17 protein-coding genes are annotated in these 14,662 nt (G+C 52.0%); 2 read left to right on the plus strand and 15 right to left on the minus strand.

Going from position 1 to position 14,662, the window contains the following annotated elements:
- Positions 1–33 precede the first annotated feature (33 nt).
- On the plus strand, positions 34–456 hold the full coding sequence (locus DXY31_RS13145) for a YnfA family protein (protein WP_244279772.1): 423 nt from the start codon (positions 34–36) through the stop codon (positions 454–456).
- Positions 457–600: 144 nt separating this feature from the next.
- Positions 601–2,712, plus strand: a complete 2,112-nt coding sequence (locus tag DXY31_RS13150; RefSeq protein WP_244279773.1) for a cation-translocating P-type ATPase — start codon at positions 601–603, stop codon at positions 2,710–2,712.
- A gap of 475 nt (positions 2,713–3,187) precedes the next feature.
- On the opposite strand, the gene DXY31_RS13160 is transcribed toward DXY31_RS13150, so the two are convergent.
- The 15 genes from DXY31_RS13160 to DXY31_RS13225 form a co-directional block, all read right to left on the minus strand.
- A complete protein-coding gene (locus DXY31_RS13160) occupies positions 3,188–3,400 on the minus strand; it encodes a hypothetical protein (protein ID WP_137024998.1) in 213 nt (70 codons plus the stop codon).
- A gap of 115 nt (positions 3,401–3,515) precedes the next feature.
- Positions 3,516–4,199, minus strand: a complete 684-nt coding sequence (locus tag DXY31_RS13165) for a hypothetical protein (protein ID WP_206749818.1) — start codon at positions 4,197–4,199, stop codon at positions 3,516–3,518.
- Between the two features lie 272 nt (positions 4,200–4,471).
- The gene (locus DXY31_RS16530; protein ID WP_137025000.1) at positions 4,472–4,696 is read right to left on the minus strand and encodes a hypothetical protein; all 225 of its coding nucleotides are present in this window, start codon (positions 4,694–4,696) and stop codon (positions 4,472–4,474) included.
- A 361-nt stretch (positions 4,697–5,057) separates the two neighbouring features.
- Positions 5,058–5,225, minus strand: coding sequence for a chlorophyll a/b-binding protein (locus DXY31_RS13170; RefSeq protein WP_231857180.1), 168 nt, complete (start codon positions 5,223–5,225; stop codon positions 5,058–5,060).
- Positions 5,226–5,383: 158 nt separating this feature from the next.
- The gene (locus tag DXY31_RS13175) at positions 5,384–5,602 is read right to left on the minus strand and encodes a hypothetical protein (protein WP_114994173.1); all 219 of its coding nucleotides are present in this window, start codon (positions 5,600–5,602) and stop codon (positions 5,384–5,386) included.
- Positions 5,603–5,665: 63 nt separating this feature from the next.
- The gene (locus DXY31_RS13180; RefSeq protein WP_114994174.1) at positions 5,666–5,908 is read right to left on the minus strand and encodes a hypothetical protein; all 243 of its coding nucleotides are present in this window, start codon (positions 5,906–5,908) and stop codon (positions 5,666–5,668) included.
- A 383-nt stretch (positions 5,909–6,291) separates the two neighbouring features.
- On the minus strand, positions 6,292–6,579 hold the full coding sequence (locus DXY31_RS13185) for a hypothetical protein (RefSeq protein ID WP_114994175.1): 288 nt from the start codon (positions 6,577–6,579) through the stop codon (positions 6,292–6,294).
- A gap of 156 nt (positions 6,580–6,735) precedes the next feature.
- Positions 6,736–8,010, minus strand: a complete 1,275-nt coding sequence (locus tag DXY31_RS13190) for an MFS transporter (protein WP_114994176.1) — start codon at positions 8,008–8,010, stop codon at positions 6,736–6,738.
- A gap of 27 nt (positions 8,011–8,037) precedes the next feature.
- Positions 8,038–8,697: a secondary thiamine-phosphate synthase enzyme YjbQ gene (locus DXY31_RS13195; protein WP_114994177.1), complete on the minus strand. Its 660-nt coding sequence runs from the start codon at positions 8,695–8,697 to the stop codon at positions 8,038–8,040.
- Between the two features lie 145 nt (positions 8,698–8,842).
- Entirely contained in the window at positions 8,843–9,502 is a 660-nt protein-coding gene (locus tag DXY31_RS13200) for a sulfotransferase family 2 domain-containing protein (protein ID WP_114994178.1), read from the minus strand.
- 402 nt (positions 9,503–9,904) lie between these two features.
- Positions 9,905–10,648, minus strand: coding sequence for an MBL fold metallo-hydrolase (locus tag DXY31_RS13205; protein ID WP_114994241.1), 744 nt, complete (start codon positions 10,646–10,648; stop codon positions 9,905–9,907).
- Between the two features lie 63 nt (positions 10,649–10,711).
- Positions 10,712–11,584 carry a DMT family transporter gene (locus tag DXY31_RS13210; protein ID WP_114994179.1) on the minus strand — a complete coding sequence of 291 codons (873 nt, stop codon included), beginning with the start codon at positions 11,582–11,584 and terminating at the stop codon, positions 10,712–10,714.
- Positions 11,585–12,787 (minus strand): chloride channel protein, encoded by a 1,203-nt coding sequence (locus DXY31_RS13215; RefSeq protein WP_244279774.1) that lies wholly within the window; start codon positions 12,785–12,787, stop codon positions 11,585–11,587.
- The gene (locus DXY31_RS13220; protein ID WP_114994180.1) at positions 12,784–13,035 is read right to left on the minus strand and encodes a 2Fe-2S iron-sulfur cluster-binding protein; all 252 of its coding nucleotides are present in this window, start codon (positions 13,033–13,035) and stop codon (positions 12,784–12,786) included. The genes DXY31_RS13215 and DXY31_RS13220 overlap by 4 nt, the downstream gene beginning before the upstream one ends.
- A complete protein-coding gene (locus DXY31_RS13225) occupies positions 13,032–14,513 on the minus strand; it encodes a cobyric acid synthase (RefSeq protein ID WP_114994243.1) in 1,482 nt (493 codons plus the stop codon). The genes DXY31_RS13220 and DXY31_RS13225 overlap by 4 nt, the downstream gene beginning before the upstream one ends.
- Between the last annotated feature and the right edge of the window lie 149 nt (positions 14,514–14,662).

Here is a 14,662-nt window from a genome sequence, read left to right on the forward strand (position 1 = left end):
TAGCTAAAGAGAGCCTAGAGAAATAGGTTACTCGTGACAAGTGAAGAACTTGATGGCCTTGATAGTCAGTCTGTCAGCGATTCAGTCAGTGCCCAGTCTCTGGAGACTTCATTAGTCTGGACACCTCAGACCGTTGCTTTATCGATTCTTCTCTTCATTGCTGCTGGGCTTCTTGAAGTCGGTGGCGGCTGGCTCGTTTGGCAAACAATCAGAGAGGATAAAAATTGGACTTATGCAGCGGCCGGAGTTATCGCACTGATTGGCTATGGATTTGTACCTTGCTTGCAGCCTACCTCTGATTTCGGTAGGGTCTATGCGATTTATGGTGGGTTTTTTATTGTTTTGGCATTTGCCTGGGCTAGGCAATTTGATGGATACTTGCCTGACATGGGTGATTTGGTCGGAGCCGGTATAGCTCTCTCTGGAGTTCTAGTTATTATGCTTTGGCCACGTTGATCTCATCAACTCTATGTCTATTAATCAATCTGTGAATATAATCTTACTGCTTGTTTCTTGCGATATTTGAATTGTCTATAAAACATACTTGTCATGATTAATGTGAATTCACAATCTACATCCTTTTCGCATCCTGATCCAGGATTGACACTTTCCATTCCTGGGATGGATTGCACCAGTGAGCAACTAGAAATTGAGGCTGCATTGGATGGGATTGAGGGCATTAGCACCCAACTCTTTAACCTTTCCAAACGTACTTTGGTTCTGTCAGGTAAGCCCCAAGCTTTGACTGCCGCACAAGTTTTGATTCAGCAACTTGGCTATAGGGTTGAGACAATTTCTGACGCCGATAAGGCTACGGATGTTCAGAAGATGTCTTGGAAGCGTTTATTATTCTCACTCTTTTTGTCTCTTCTCGCTGAAATTTTAGAACTATTATCCTCTGGCTCGATTGTTGGACGAGCTTTGGTGATCGGAAGTTCGTTGAGTGCCATTGCCTTGGCTGGTTTGCCTGTATATCTGCAGGGCATTTCTGCTTTGCGAAGAATCAAATTGAATATGAACTCTTTGATGTCTGTAGCAGTAACTGGTGCATGTCTTATTGGTTATTGGCCTGAAGCAGCAATGGTAATGTCTTTATTTTCAATTGCAGAGCAATTGGAATCTCAGGCTTCTAACAGAGCAAGAAATGCTATCTCTAAGCTTGGCAAACTAGCTCCTGATTTCGCGACTACGCAAATGAGTGACCTCTCGTGGAAGAGTGTCGCTGTTAAGAACATCAGGATTGATAATCTTGTAAGAGTCGATGCTGGTGACAGGATTCCACTTGATGGTGTAATACAAGCAGGACAAAGTTCTATTGATCAGTCATCCGTTACCGGTGAAAGTATGCCTGTGGAAAAGATTGTTGGTGATCAAGTATTTGCAGGTACTATCAATACAACTGGGTCTTTTGTTTTTCGTGTTTCATCATTAGAATCTGATAGTACCATTGCTCGTATCATTCGTGCCGTCGAGCAGGCTCAGTCTTCACGTGCTCCGATGCAACGTTTTGTAGATCGTTTTGCTGCCCAATACACACCTGCAGTTTTTTATTTAGCGATTGCTGTTGCGGTCCTATCTCCTGTTTTCTTTGATGTTTCTGTTCTCAATGCCATTTATAGGGCATTAGTGTTGCTTGTGATTGCTTGTCCATGTGCGCTTGTGATTGCTACACCTGTCACTTTAGTCAGCGGTTTGACTGCTGCAGCGCGAAAAGGAATCGTAATTAAGGGCGGTCTTTTTCTCGAACAAGTCCCCAGGCTGAAGACTATTGCATTCGATAAGACTGGAACTTTAACGATCGGACGCCCATCATTGGTGCAGTTTCATCCTTTGATTGGAGGGAGTCAGTTAATTCATCTTAAGCAGTATTGCGTCTCACTGGCTACGCAATCCAAGCATCCTGTATCCCGTGCAATCGAAGCAGGCATTGATGTAGATCATCTTCAGGTGGAAGAGTTCGAGGCTCTGATTGGCAAGGGCCTGACAGCATTGATCAACAACCGACGTTTCTACCTTGGTAATCAACGATGGCTCAAGGAGATTGTTCCTATTAGTCCACAGATCGAATCGTTGATTATAAGTCACGAGAACGCAGGTTGTAGTGTCTCGCTCCTTGCCGATAATCAGGAATATTTAGCCTTGTTAGCTGTTGCTGATCAGCCACGTTCAACATCAGCACGAGCAATTGACCTCCTTCATAAAATGAATATTAGAACCGTAATGTTGAGTGGTGATAACCGAATTAGTGCAAGTTTAATTGCATCTCAGATTGGTATTGATCGAGTATTTAGCGATCTTCTTCCAGAACAAAAATTACTTACCCTAAAGATTTTGCAGGACAAGTCTCCAACTGGAATGGTTGGAGATGGCATTAATGATGCTCCCGCATTAGCAGGAGCGCAGGTTGGCTTTGCAATGGGTGCAGCTGGCAGTGATGCGGCGATGGAGGCTGCTGATGTTGTGATCATGGATGACGACCCAATGCGGCTTGTTGATGTAATCCAAATTTCTCGTCGTACTTTGCATCTGCTATGGCAAAATATTGTCTTAATTGTTCTTATCAAGGGCTCATTTCTGTTATTGGCTTTGCTGGGGTACGCAACAATGTGGCAGGCTGTTTTTGCCGATATGGGTACTAGCTTGATCGTAGTGTTTAACAGTTTGCGTCTTCTTGGCGGTTCGTCTTCAGTTTCTTCGCCTTCTCTTTCTTGATTCCATGTATTTTTACAGACCTTCCTGATGGCGTCTTGATCCCATTTGAGCTCGCCATAAATCAATCAGTTCTCTTGCACGTGCGTGAGCGGATAGATCACCTCTGTTAACACCACTGCGGTATTTTTGGTCGAGAAGCTGATCCAGCCAATCGAGAGCAGCCTCGTCGAGATGCCATTCTGTGGGGTATTGATTCATCGGCGTTTGTGTTTGTAGGTCTTTAAACGTTCTGTCGCTGTCCTTTCAGAAGCTTTGTAGGCATCGGCTGCGATCATCAGTTAACGACTTCTTTTTGCCTTTGCTCGAACTGGTGCACAACGCTATCAGATACTCGGATTCCAAGCGGGTGGTTCAGATCCCTGAATCAACTGCAGCTCAGCTGGTTCTTCATCAATAGCCCACGAGCGATGCCCTTGTTTGTTTCGTGTGCGCTGATCATCTTTGAAATTGATTTCTCCCGGCCCCATGTCAACAATCACTCCATCCATTGTTTCAATGCACCACTTTCCCTGTAACGGAACGATCCATTAGGCTTTAGATTTTCATGCCAGTCTTTCAGTTCTTCTGGCATCGAAATTGACGTAAGCATTGTGACATGTTCTTTGTAGTATTTTGCATCGAAGACGGCGCCAGTGCCGTTCAAAAAGACCGATCTATCGTGTTTTTCAAACAATGTTTGCTTTGGCAACTCACTCCCTCCGATTAACCTACCCCCGCTAAAATTGAAGGTCCGAACTCTTCGTTGGATCACAATTAAGGGTTTTTTGTTTTGAATGATTGCCTGTTTGTTTTTGTTTTGACGGTTATTGATCGAGCTTCAGATCAATCATTTCATTTTCACTGCATTCTGCTAGTGAGCAGAGTGACATAAAAATAAAAATGGCTGATGCTGTTAGGCAGAGCAATATGGAATTTCTTTCTGAAGACAAGCCCAATGGTAGGTCAACACCAGTGTCATACCCATGCAGTGCAGACAGGCAGTACAGCACCGACCCAATCAGAAAGCTGACACATGCCCACCACCCCAAATGATACTTTTCAAAAAACAATAATCTCCCGTGGCTGATCTCTGCATAGTGTGCAAGTCCCGAAATAAGAAACAAGATTGAGCCTGCCATATATGCATCTGGACCAAGTAGTTCTTGTGTTCTTGGGGCTAAATTGAGATTTAGCCAATCGCTGATGCTGTCTGTGTTGAAAAAGAGGGTTCCAGCTTTTGCTCCAATCACTCCGATTAGGGCAAGGCTAAACGAAACATGGATGTATTTTCTTTGCCGCCGCCATGCTCTAACGGTTTGCCATAACTGAGTTAGGCTTCCCACTAAAAACATGACTGAACCAACCATAAATAATGTTTTAAATATCCACTGGTTTTGTACCTCTGTGATCGAGCCAGCAACAAATAAAATTGACCCTAGTAGAAAGGCCATGGAGCTTTGTACCTCAAGTTTATTCCAGTGTTTAGGCAGAATGAGTGCCCTGATCATTTGGCGGTAAGACAGGGAAATGTAGTGATTGCCAAGCACTGGGCCCAAATCTTTCCTTAACCTACGGCTTGTATAAAAGTAACTTTGATCGATGTCGTTGGCTCTGGACGCATCGGATCTGTTCCGGAAAGTCTTGTGGATGGTGCTTTTTCTGCTCAAGTATTGATCTTAAGTTCTTTGATTTTAGCTGTGTTGAGTCGGCTTGGCCATTGATGAGGTGTTTTCTCTATTGATCCTTGCTTTCGGCTCTTTGATTGATGATGAAGAGATGGCTATCTGTTTAGATATTCCTGAATCAACCCTTGAACACTTTCTTCTGATTCTCTTTTTTTGAAGTCCTCAAGATTGTTTATCTTCATGGCTTGCAGGTCAAACAGAAGTTCTATGACTGCACCTCCGTTGCATTCTTCACTGGAATATCCTTCGGCAGAGTGCAGTAGCTTTGCAAGGTGATCACTTAAGTTGTCTTTCATTTTTTTCGCACGAGTTAAAGCCATTTTGTGTGATTCAGGATGGCTATCTTCTGAATGGTCACATTCGTTAACTGTGATTCGCAGTGATTTGCTTGTGTTGACTGCAAAGCCTCAATTGTCAAATATGCAACGGCGAGGCTGCAGTACCGATTGAGCCGATCGAGCAATTTTAGCGTTGGTCCATCTCAGGCCACGTGCGTAATTTGCTGAGTTGCTTGATTGCCGCTGAGCTGTTTTGGCTCGAGCTGGCTACATGAAAGGTCAGGTGAATTTAGCTCGAGCAGCAAAGCCAGGGCTGAGTTGCTCGGATTGCCTTTGCTGTTTCGTCTTGAACTGGCGTTTCGCCTGAGCATTTAGGCCACCTCGTCGTGATTCCTATTCGACGTCACCAGACCTTGGGCAGCAGTGACTGTCCAGCGGCCACTTCAATGGCGATGGCTACCACGAAGCCGAGCATCGCGAGTCGACCATTCCAGGTTTCGCCATCGACCCAGGTTTCCATTCCGAAGGTCTCTTCCATGGCGCTTTTGGGCTCGGCTTGCTGATCTGTCATGGTGTTTACGTAACTTCATCTATTTTTGCAAACACGTTCGCGTGCGGTTGCTGCAAAAAGCACATGCACATGATGCACATGGCAGTTTGAGCGTGTCTTTGATTTTCAGGCCTTTGCGGCCGTCGTTGCTGCCCGTGTGATCGTCTTTTGTGTTGCGATCACCTGTTGTGCAGTTGACCTAAAAGTCGTGCTGCTAGGCCCCTAGAAATTCGCCTCTGTACCAGTAGATCGCAGATCCAGTCGAAGAGTGGGATCGAATCAGTGCTTGCCAGGCGTTGTTCGAGTTCCCTTAGTTCAGCCACGCTCGTGCACCCCCGCAAGGCATCGATCAAGGTGTCTTCCTTGGGTTGTTGGATCAGCACTTGTGTTGAGTTCAAGCCATCAGTCGTTAGCTGTCCTTGTCATGGCATCCCTTGGGTGCTGTTGTCACTTCCTGTGCGTCAGTCCTCACCCTGTGATTCATGGTTCGGAGCTTCCAAGAGGCCTAGTGCCAGCATGACCTGAAGGCGAATCCCGCCGAGTCGGCTCCAGGCGCGCAGCGCTTCCTCTTTTGATGTGTAAGGGCGCCAGTCATCTTCCTCGATGCGTCTCCGCAGATGACTTGCCACCCTTGCGGCGACTTTGGCATCGCTCGCTGCCTTCAGATGCAGGGTCTTGCCGTTCAGGAAGCCTTCAGGGGGCATTGTTCAATCCAATGCACCCCATTGTGTTGTACAGAACTTGCATATGACGCAGACATGGCTGTGATGGCTTCATTTAATCTTGTTCCCAACGTTCCGTTGCCCTCCCATGGAAACGTTGGATCCTCTGTTGCTCAGCATGTTCGCAGTTGGAGTGGCTTTCACAACAACCGTGTTTGTCGTGTCATTTCGCCAGATTGATCGAAACGAGAAAGAACGCGCAAAGGTCAATCGGATGAGGGGAAGGCTCAATAGGCTTTTGCAGCAACGTTTCTGATCAACTCTGCGTGCTGTTTTTGCTTGTTTCCGGTGGGTTTCTGGCCCTTCTTGCGTTGACTCAATATCTTGTGCGTCGTTCGATGGACAGTGGCCAGGACAGCTGAACGTCAACGTCTGGCGATTCCTCTGCCGTTGCCGATCAGCCCTGCATCGATCACAAGGCCGATCAGAACAATCAGTAATCCACTGAACGATTGCACGCCTCCGAACGAAACGGCAGCCCAGCAAACGCCAAGTGTCGTTGTTGGCAGAAATACAAGGCCCAGAATCGGAATAATTGGATTGGGTATTGCCAGGGCAGCGAAGGGACCAAGCACAACCTCAGGACTGAATAGCCACAGCAGCACCAGGATCAGGCGTGGCGTGATCAGTCCAAGCGCCGCAAGAAGGCACATCAGCCCGCACCCACCACTTCGAAGCTTCCCGAGCTTGTGACCGAGAGGATCACCCAAAGCATCACAACACTCGCCGCAACCAGTACGACAGGCCAGATTTCCCCTTCTGGATTCATGGCTGCGGAGAGGTTTCTGACCTCTTGTAGCAGGCTCCTCTCAGGCTGTCTCAGTCGACAGCGGACGAAATGCGGTTTCGCGTGTGAAGGCACATGCCGTGACCAGGGTGCACAGCCCGCTGAAGGCGACCCAAGCCCCTGGTAATAGAGGATTCCCGGTCTGAGCAATCAACCAGGTTGCAACCAGTGGGGTAGTTCCGCCGAAATAACCTTCTGCAACATTGAACGCGACGGCGAGGCCAGTGCAGCGAACTGCGGCCGGCATCAGTTCAACATTGGCGGGATTCTTGCCGCCTGCAAGCAGAGCCACAGCCAACGTGAGTCCGAGTTCTCCCCAAAGCACCCGCTGAGGATCACCGCTGTGCATCAGATTGAACAACGGCAGCGCTCCGAAGCAGAGCAGTGATGCTCCGCTGATCAGCATAGGTTTGCGTCCGATGCGATCGGAGAGCAATGCTGAAACCGGATACAGCATCAGCAGTACGGCCAAGACGCCGGTGTTCAGGCTCAGGGATGTTGCCGTACTGATGTGATCGATCTCTTCCAGGTAGCTCACCGAGTAGACGAACACGGCGTAATACCCAACGCTGCTCGCGATGTTCAGCGCCATGACGCGCAGCACCTGTAGGCGATAGCGGCCAAATGTTTCCCGAATCGGCGACTTCGTTTGCGGTTCGACCAACTCAGCGCCAATCCCTTTGCGGATCACAACACCGCTTGTGGCCACCAGCGCTCCGAGCAAGAACGGCAGCCGCCATCCCCAGCTTGCTAGCTGGACTGGGGTAAGCGTGTGGGCCAACAGATCACCGAATCCGGAGCCGAGCAACATTCCCAGCACCGATCCCCAGAGGCCCCAGATCGCATAGAAACCACGCTGACGGGGAGGGGCGTTCTCGCTGAGAAAAATAACGGAGCTGGTGTATTCGCCTCCCACTGACAATCCTTGAACAATGCGAAGCAGTACAACCACAATCGGAGCGGCGATGCCGATCTGCTGATGGGTCGGGAGCAGACCCATCAGTACGGTGGGGACCGCCATCACCATCACCGACAGCTGCAGAGCTCGCTGCCTTCCGGCGAGATCGCCGATTCGGCCGAAAACCACCCCCCCAAGCGGTCGTACTAGAAATCCGGCAGCAAAGGCCCCGAAGGTGCCGATCAGTGAGGCGGCTGGATCACTGGAGGGGAAGAATTCCCTGCCGATGGTGGTCGCGAAGTAGCCGTAGAGGGCGAAGTCATACCACTCCATTACGTTGCCGATCAGGCCCGCCAGAAGCACTCTGCTGGTGCTCCTGAGGCTGGGTTGCGTGATCATGGTGTCGCGATCATTGCGGCGGTGTTATTACTGTTGATCAGAGATCTCATGCAACCGGTCAATCAGCAGATCCACGTCTGTCTCAATTCCACCGTCCTCAGCCCATGCCCCGGGGACGTGGCGCGCTTGAACGACATCATTCAGTCTTTGGCCGTTGCGGCGAGCAAGTAGTTTCGCCGTGGTGTTTTTGCCTGATGCCAGGAGCTGACTTTGATCGCTGGGTGGGTCAGCCATGTCTCCGATCAGATGACAAGCCAGTCGTCTGTGATGCGGGGATGAGCGATGTTCCCAGAGATAAACTGCCTGCCAGGTGCCCAGCAGCAGTCGCCCATTGTCAACACTCAAGCTCATGGTCTGGGTGGTGAGTGCTGTGCGGATGTGGGCTGGCATGTCGTCGTCACCTTCGTCGTCGTGCAGGTAACGGCGACGTTTGCCGTCTGGTCCGGTAGGTCCAGCTCCGTCCTGAGGCACCATGGCATTCATCCAGGCAGCCAGATCTTTTAGGACCCGTGGATCGGCATTTTCATTAATTGTGAGGCTGCAACTGGTGTGCAGGCAGGTGAGATGCAATACACCCTGGGTGATATCAGTTCGTGCAATCCAATGGTTCAGAGGCTCGTTCAGCCGAGAAAATCCAGCTCCATCAGTTGAAATCTCAAGCTCATGCAAGCGTTGGGCAATGGTCATTTCGTGACCCTTGAGCTATTCACACTAGTAGCAAGCTGCTGGGAGAATTGAATGGTTTGTTGGGTTATAGCGACCGTATCTTGATCGGTATCAATCGATGGAGCTAGTTTCGGAGATTGATTTAGACTCCCAAAGATTCATTGACTTATTTATGGTGACTCGAGAAGGCTAATTTCAGGAGGTTGTAATCTTCCTCGTAAATGTATTTTATGTGTTCGACTGATTGATTGGTGAGGCTTGCTTTTAAGTCAATGCTTGATTGTTTATCGCTCTGCATTGTTTGTGGGATTTGCGAGAGCGTACTGGTTATTTCAAAGAGATTGTCCAAATAGTTTTTAGCTTTTTGCATTCCGTCTGCGCTTAGTAAAAATAATTTGTAGTTCACGCCGGGGTATAGGAATCGACTCTGCGGCAAAAAATGGTTGTCACAGTACCCTTTTGTTGCAAAGCTTTTCGCAAGGTGTTTGGTGACAAATTCATTAGCATTCATGCTTTTTAGGTGTGATCCTGGCTCATTGATTTGAAACAAGTAGGCACTGGCGAATCTTTCGAAAGGGTCTCTAAGTATTGCAAAAAAGTCAGTAAAGAATCCTGCTGGGAAGAGGTGCTTGAGCGATGGTCCGTCGATGTGTTGTGGAGAAGAAGCATTCCATGCTGAGTTGGCTCGATGGATTGCAAAGTTGCGGTCAAGAAACGCATATTTTACGACTCCTGAGGACAAGATATAATTTTCTATTGATGTGCCTCCGTTTTTAGGGATATGTGCAAAGTGAACAGTTTTTTTTGAGTTTAAGAAAATTGGCATGAACGAAGTGGTGGAAAGGGGTTTCGTTTTCTAGTATTGCTGTTCTGTTGGGAGGGAACGATACTGAACTGTTCGCCTTATGGCTTCTGGGGTTCGATTGTTTGGGATAGATTTGAATTAGGCGAGACTATGTAGCCTATCTGAAGCACTTTGCTTTCATGAATTAAATCTGATTGATGCGAGTCTTCGTTGATCATTTTGTTGTTGAATTACATTTTTCCGGCATTCTGGACAGAAAATCGTCCTTACTATGCGGAGCTTCATTGTCATTGAACCTCAGGTTGCCGTTGGTACGCAGGTAAGTGGTATGCATGACGCAAGTCTTTATTAAGATTTGAATCGAGCGCGGACTCAGTTGATGGTTGAGTGGAACCTTCATAGATAGGTTCTGCACCTTTCTTCTTAGCGCGACTCTGACGGCAATGGGATCGCCCGCCCCACCGTGGGTGTGATCAGTGTGCAATCTTCGGGAAGATCGCCGCAATCTGCCGAAGCGTCAGCGGCGTTCAGCAGGCTGCTGATCATTCCGCTGAACTTCACATCGCCACCTGTGGTGCTGGCCAGCACGGTTTTGGGTTGGAATCGGCTGATCAGGTCAGGCATCACGCGTGCGCCTGTGATGAATGCTCCCAACACCGGTAAGCCGAGATCCACCACAGGGGTGATCAGGGTGTCGACGCTGCGCTGATCGATCGCAGGATCCAAAACACCATGTGGTTCGAGATAGAGGGAACCCTCGGGCCAGTCGAGCAGGTAGCCGTTCTCTACCGCTGGGACCGCTGCACCTGCGGTGGCTCGGATTTTCAGTCCCTCGATGGTGGTGGTTTCGCCGGGTTGCAGCTCGGTGATGGCCTCAAATCCCAGACGCTGCACCACACGAGCGGCGGCTGCCGATGCCACTACGGGGATCTGCTTCGACAGTGCTTGAAGCGTTTCTGGATGGGCATGATCCGGAAGCCCCTGCGTGAGCAAAAGCAGATCCAGTTCATCCGGAATTGGCATCAGTTTTGGCATCTCACCTTTCAGCATCCAGGCACCCGGTGGGAACACCAGCGCACCACTGAGCCATGGGTCCAGCAGCACCCTCAGTCCAGCGATCTCCAGCAGCCAACCATTGGCTCCGAGATAAGTGGCTGCGTCTGTCATCTTCGAACGCTCCAAGCGAAGTGACGCTAGTCAATGTGCTGGTTCAGCTGAGCGCTTGACCACTCAGCTAAGCACCGCCAGACCAACGCCTGTTACGGCGAGGGTCGAGGCCAAGAGCACAGACGGTTTCAGCTGATCCCCCTCGGCACGGGCCACCAGCAGGGCCATCACTGGTGCCGTGCTCAGCACCGTGATTCCGATGCCAAGGGGCAAGCGCTGCAGCACAACCTGTTGCAGCAAGATCCCCAGAACGGTGCCCAGTAATGTTGCAGCCAGAACTCGCGGCCAACGCACACTGCGCTGGCGTGGTTGCGGAAATCTGGCAGCGCAGCGCAGCCAGGGAAGCAGCAGCAGCAGGCCACCCAGCAAACGGCAGGCAGCACTTTGCAGAGGTGTTAGCGCACTGTTGATCAGCACAGTGCGCGAGACGGCGGCCCCTGCCACACCGCAGATCACGGCCAGTAAGCCCAGCACCAAGCCCTGCGTCTGAACACGGCGGCTTCTGTCGAGCTGTCGTGTGGCATCAGGAGGTTGCTGCAGTGCAACCAACACCACGGAGATCGTGACCAGCAGTGCACCAGCCCAACCCTGAAGAGAGAGCTGCTCGCCCATGGCGAACCAACCTCCAGCAGCTGCTGCGACAGGGGAGAGCGACTCCAGGGTGAGTGTTCTGCGGGTGCCGAGACGTCGCAGTGCAGCCAGATAAAAGCTGTCTCCCAGTGAAATTCCCAGCCCACCACTGAGCAGCAGCAGCATCAGGCTCTGTACTTCTCCGTTCCAGGGGAGTGTGACCAGCACCGGCAGCAAAGTTGCGCAGGCGATCAGATTCTTCAGCCCGTTGAGTTGAATCGCGCTGAGGGAGGTGGAAAGACCTCTCCAAAGACTGCTTGCCAGAGTCCATGCCAGTGCTGCAACCAATCCGGCCAGGATTCCCATTTAGTGCTTTCGCTGCAGGCTTAGACCCACCAGCAGGCCGATCACCAGTGCGCCAGCTCCATGGCCCTGTAGGAGCGTGAGGCCGAGCACCAGTCCAAGCAGGGGCGAGGGGAGCAGTACCGCAAGGCACCCCCCGACAACACCAGCACTCCAAGTGTCAATGGTGCCAATCCAGGGAAGCCATTGGTGCAGTCCCATTCCAAGTGCGCTGCTGGCAAGGATCACCGGAAAAAACTGGCCGCCTCTCCATCCGGTCTCAAGACACAGTCCGACCATCAGTAATTTGGCGACGGCTGACAGCATCAGCATGTTGGTATCCAGTGTCCATTCGTTCAGCACGAGGGGTTTCAACTGGTTCTCCCCGGAGAAGCCCGCCAGTGGTAAGCCCCAGAGGCAGAGTCCAATCAGCAGACCTGTACCGATCGGTATCCACCAGAAGCGTTTCAGAAGCTCTAACCGTTGAAGCCACTGCCGCCAGCGTTTGATCAACTGCCCCGTTAACCAACCCGCGAGCCCGGCGAGTAAGGCCGCCAGCAACGCCCCTAATCGTTGTGAGGGATCAGAGGGCCAGGCATAGGACACGCCTCGCATTCCTACTCCCAGGTCACTCAAACCGTTGAAGGCCACAAAACCGGCCAATCCCCCAAGGGTTCCTGGCAGCCAGCGCCAAATCAGCTGCCACTGACGTCCGGCTAAGGCAGCGCCGCCCACCAGAGGTGAGTGGAACAATCCCAGAGATCCCGCCATCGCGGCAGCCACAAGGTCACGATCCGCGCCTTTCCAGACTTCGTGGCTCGCCACGGCGACGAGGCGGGTCATCAACGCCTCTGGGCCCAGTGTTCCTCCGCCAGCGAGAGCCAGCATGCCTCCAATGATTTGCCTGAGGCCGTGATGCGTGTTCAATCCTTCTGGTTTCCGCAGTTCAGCGAGGGTCTCCGACATTTCAGGCAGCGCACTACCTGAACACCGCCGTTGCAGCAGGCTGAGAGCCACGCCGATCGACCCCGACCAGGCCAGACACCACAACAAAGAATGATCGCTAGGCAACCCTCGCTCGACCGATGCACCCCAGATCCATCGCTGCAGCATGAGCGTGCTGCTCACCACCAATGCTGCGAGCCCTCCACCTGCTGCCCCAGCCAGGAGGGCGCGAGCAGTTCCCTCCAGAAGACTCCGTGGCTTGGTTGGTGTCGGATTGATCACCAGTAGGGGTCGGTGGCCAACTCCACCTTGAGTTGGCCTGATGCTGACGCAGGAACGGTGCTAATGCAGGCTCTAACTGTGGTGCCATCAACGTCGATCTCGCAGGCGCCGCAGCTGCCTCCCATGCAGCCAGTAGGCACATGCACGCCGGCCTGCCGCGCTGCTGACAACCAGTCTTCGCCGTTGTGGCTCACGCTGCGCTGACCGTCCGGCCACAAGATTTCCACCCTTTTGTGCCCAGAGGTCACGTGGATGTTTCCAGCAGTGGTTCCAGATTCACATGTTGCTCAAAGGCATCGGCCAATCGGTCGAGCAGGGCGTCCCTCTGCCGACTGTGGTGGGGTTGTTGCTCACAGAGCTCCGGCAGTCCCCGCCTGTGTCGAAGGCGATTCAGCCAACGTCGTCGCCAGGGTCCGTTCTCGAAGATTCCATGGAGATAAGTTCCTGAAGTGGTCTCACACACCCAACCCAGGTCTTGATCCGCACTGAATGCATCGCAGTCCTCGATGGCTTCGCTGGTTCCACGATGCAGTTCGAACCCCTCCACCTCCAGTCTGGGTTGTTGATCTGGCCACAGCACGAGGGCTTGCCGCTGATGCAGAGCTTTTTCGCCGCTGAACACTGTTCGCAGTGGGAGAAGACCAAGGCCGGCGACATGGGCATCAGATTGCCCTGGAGGACCGTCGCCCTCCAGTCCATGCGGATCGTGCAGTTCCATCCCGAGCATCTGCATGCCGCCACAGATGCCGAACAGCTCACCGCCGTTCTGGGCATAGCGGATCAGATGAGCTTCCAGGCCGCTGCTGCGCAGAGAGGCAAGATCCCGAAGGGTTTGTTTGCTTCCTGGGATCACCACTGCATCGGGGGACCCAAGTGGTTCACCCGGTGCGATCCAGCGCAGCTCAACCGTTGGCTCCGCCTCAAGGGGGTCAAGATCGGAGAAGTTGCTCAGTGAGGGGAGTTTCAACACGGCGATCTCAAGCTCGGCACTGCGCTTGCGCCCACGCCTTTCAAGCAGGTCCAAAGAGTCTTCAGGAGGGAAGAGTTCGTCAAGCCACGGCATGACTCCCAGGACCGGAATACCTGTGTTGGTGTCGAGCCAGCGTCGACCTTCGTCGAAGAGTTCTCTTCTGCCTCGGAACCGATTGATCAGCAGCCCATGGATGAGTCGCCGTTCATCGGGTTTCATCAACTGGAGAGTGCCGACGATCTGGGCGAAGACGCCTCCCCGTTCAATATCGGCAACCAGCAGGCAATTGGCTTGCAGATACTTGGCTAAACGCAGGTTGGTGAGATCGCGTGATTGCAGGTTCACCTCCACCGGGCTGCCTGCTCCCTCAAGCACCAATCTTCCGCCAGGATGGCTGGCCTGCAGTTCATCAAGCCCCCTGCGGATTGCGGCCCAGCCGGAATCGAACCAATCCCTGTAGTAATGCTCTGCTCTGCAAGTCCCAGCTGAGTCTCCGAGGTGAATGACCTCGCTTGTGGAGTCGCCCTGGGGTTTGAGCAATACAGGGTTCATGGCATGCACCGGTTCGAGACCGGCGGCCCAGGCTTGCAATGCCTGGGAGTAGGCCATTTCACCCCCTTCCTGATCAACCCAGGCGTTGTTGCTCATGTTTTGGCCCTTGAAAGGAAGGGGTGTTTCGCCTCGCCGTTTCAGCACTCTGCAGAGCGCTGCGGTCATTAGCGATTTACCGGCGCCACTGCTGGTGCCTAGCACCATCAGTGGCGTCGGACGGAACGTTTTGCTCACTACGCTTCGCCCTGATTTATACGATGCAGCATTGCAGTGTGTTCTTCACATCACAGAAATTCTGGAGGCTCGGGACCATATCCGCTGCAAAGTCTTGTGGACAAATCCAAAATTTGTGA

The organism is Synechococcus sp. UW179A, from assembly GCF_900473965.1.
Classification (GTDB): Bacteria; Cyanobacteriota; Cyanobacteriia; order PCC-6307; family Cyanobiaceae; genus Synechococcus_C.

Bases quoted from the DNA above. Each gene is read 5' to 3' on its own strand.
- DXY31_RS13200 (WP_114994178.1), bottom strand. From the start codon at position 9,502: ATGCCAATTTTCTTAAACTCAAAAAAAACTGTTCACTTTGCACATATC.
- DXY31_RS13185 (WP_114994175.1), bottom strand. From the start codon at position 6,579: ATGTGCCTTCTTGCGGCGCTTGGACTGATCACGCCACGCCTGATCCTG.
- DXY31_RS13190 (WP_114994176.1), bottom strand. From the start codon at position 8,010: ATGATCACGCAACCCAGCCTCAGGAGCACCAGCAGAGTGCTTCTGGCG.
- DXY31_RS13170 (WP_231857180.1), bottom strand. From the start codon at position 5,225: ATGACAGATCAGCAAGCCGAGCCCAAAAGCGCCATGGAAGAGACCTTC.
- DXY31_RS13195 (WP_114994177.1), bottom strand. From the start codon at position 8,697: ATGACCATTGCCCAACGCTTGCATGAGCTTGAGATTTCAACTGATGGA.
- DXY31_RS13210 (WP_114994179.1), bottom strand. From the start codon at position 11,584: ATGGGAATCCTGGCCGGATTGGTTGCAGCACTGGCATGGACTCTGGCA.
- DXY31_RS16530 (WP_137025000.1), bottom strand. From the start codon at position 4,696: ATGGCTTTAACTCGTGCGAAAAAAATGAAAGACAACTTAAGTGATCAC.
- DXY31_RS13225 (WP_114994243.1), bottom strand. From the start codon at position 14,513: ATGGTGCTAGGCACCAGCAGTGGCGCCGGTAAATCGCTAATGACCGCA.
- DXY31_RS13180 (WP_114994174.1), bottom strand. From the start codon at position 5,908: ATGCCCCCTGAAGGCTTCCTGAACGGCAAGACCCTGCATCTGAAGGCA.
- DXY31_RS13205 (WP_114994241.1), bottom strand. From the start codon at position 10,648: ATGACAGACGCAGCCACTTATCTCGGAGCCAATGGTTGGCTGCTGGAG.
- DXY31_RS13165 (WP_206749818.1), bottom strand. From the start codon at position 4,199: ATGATCAGGGCACTCATTCTGCCTAAACACTGGAATAAACTTGAGGTA.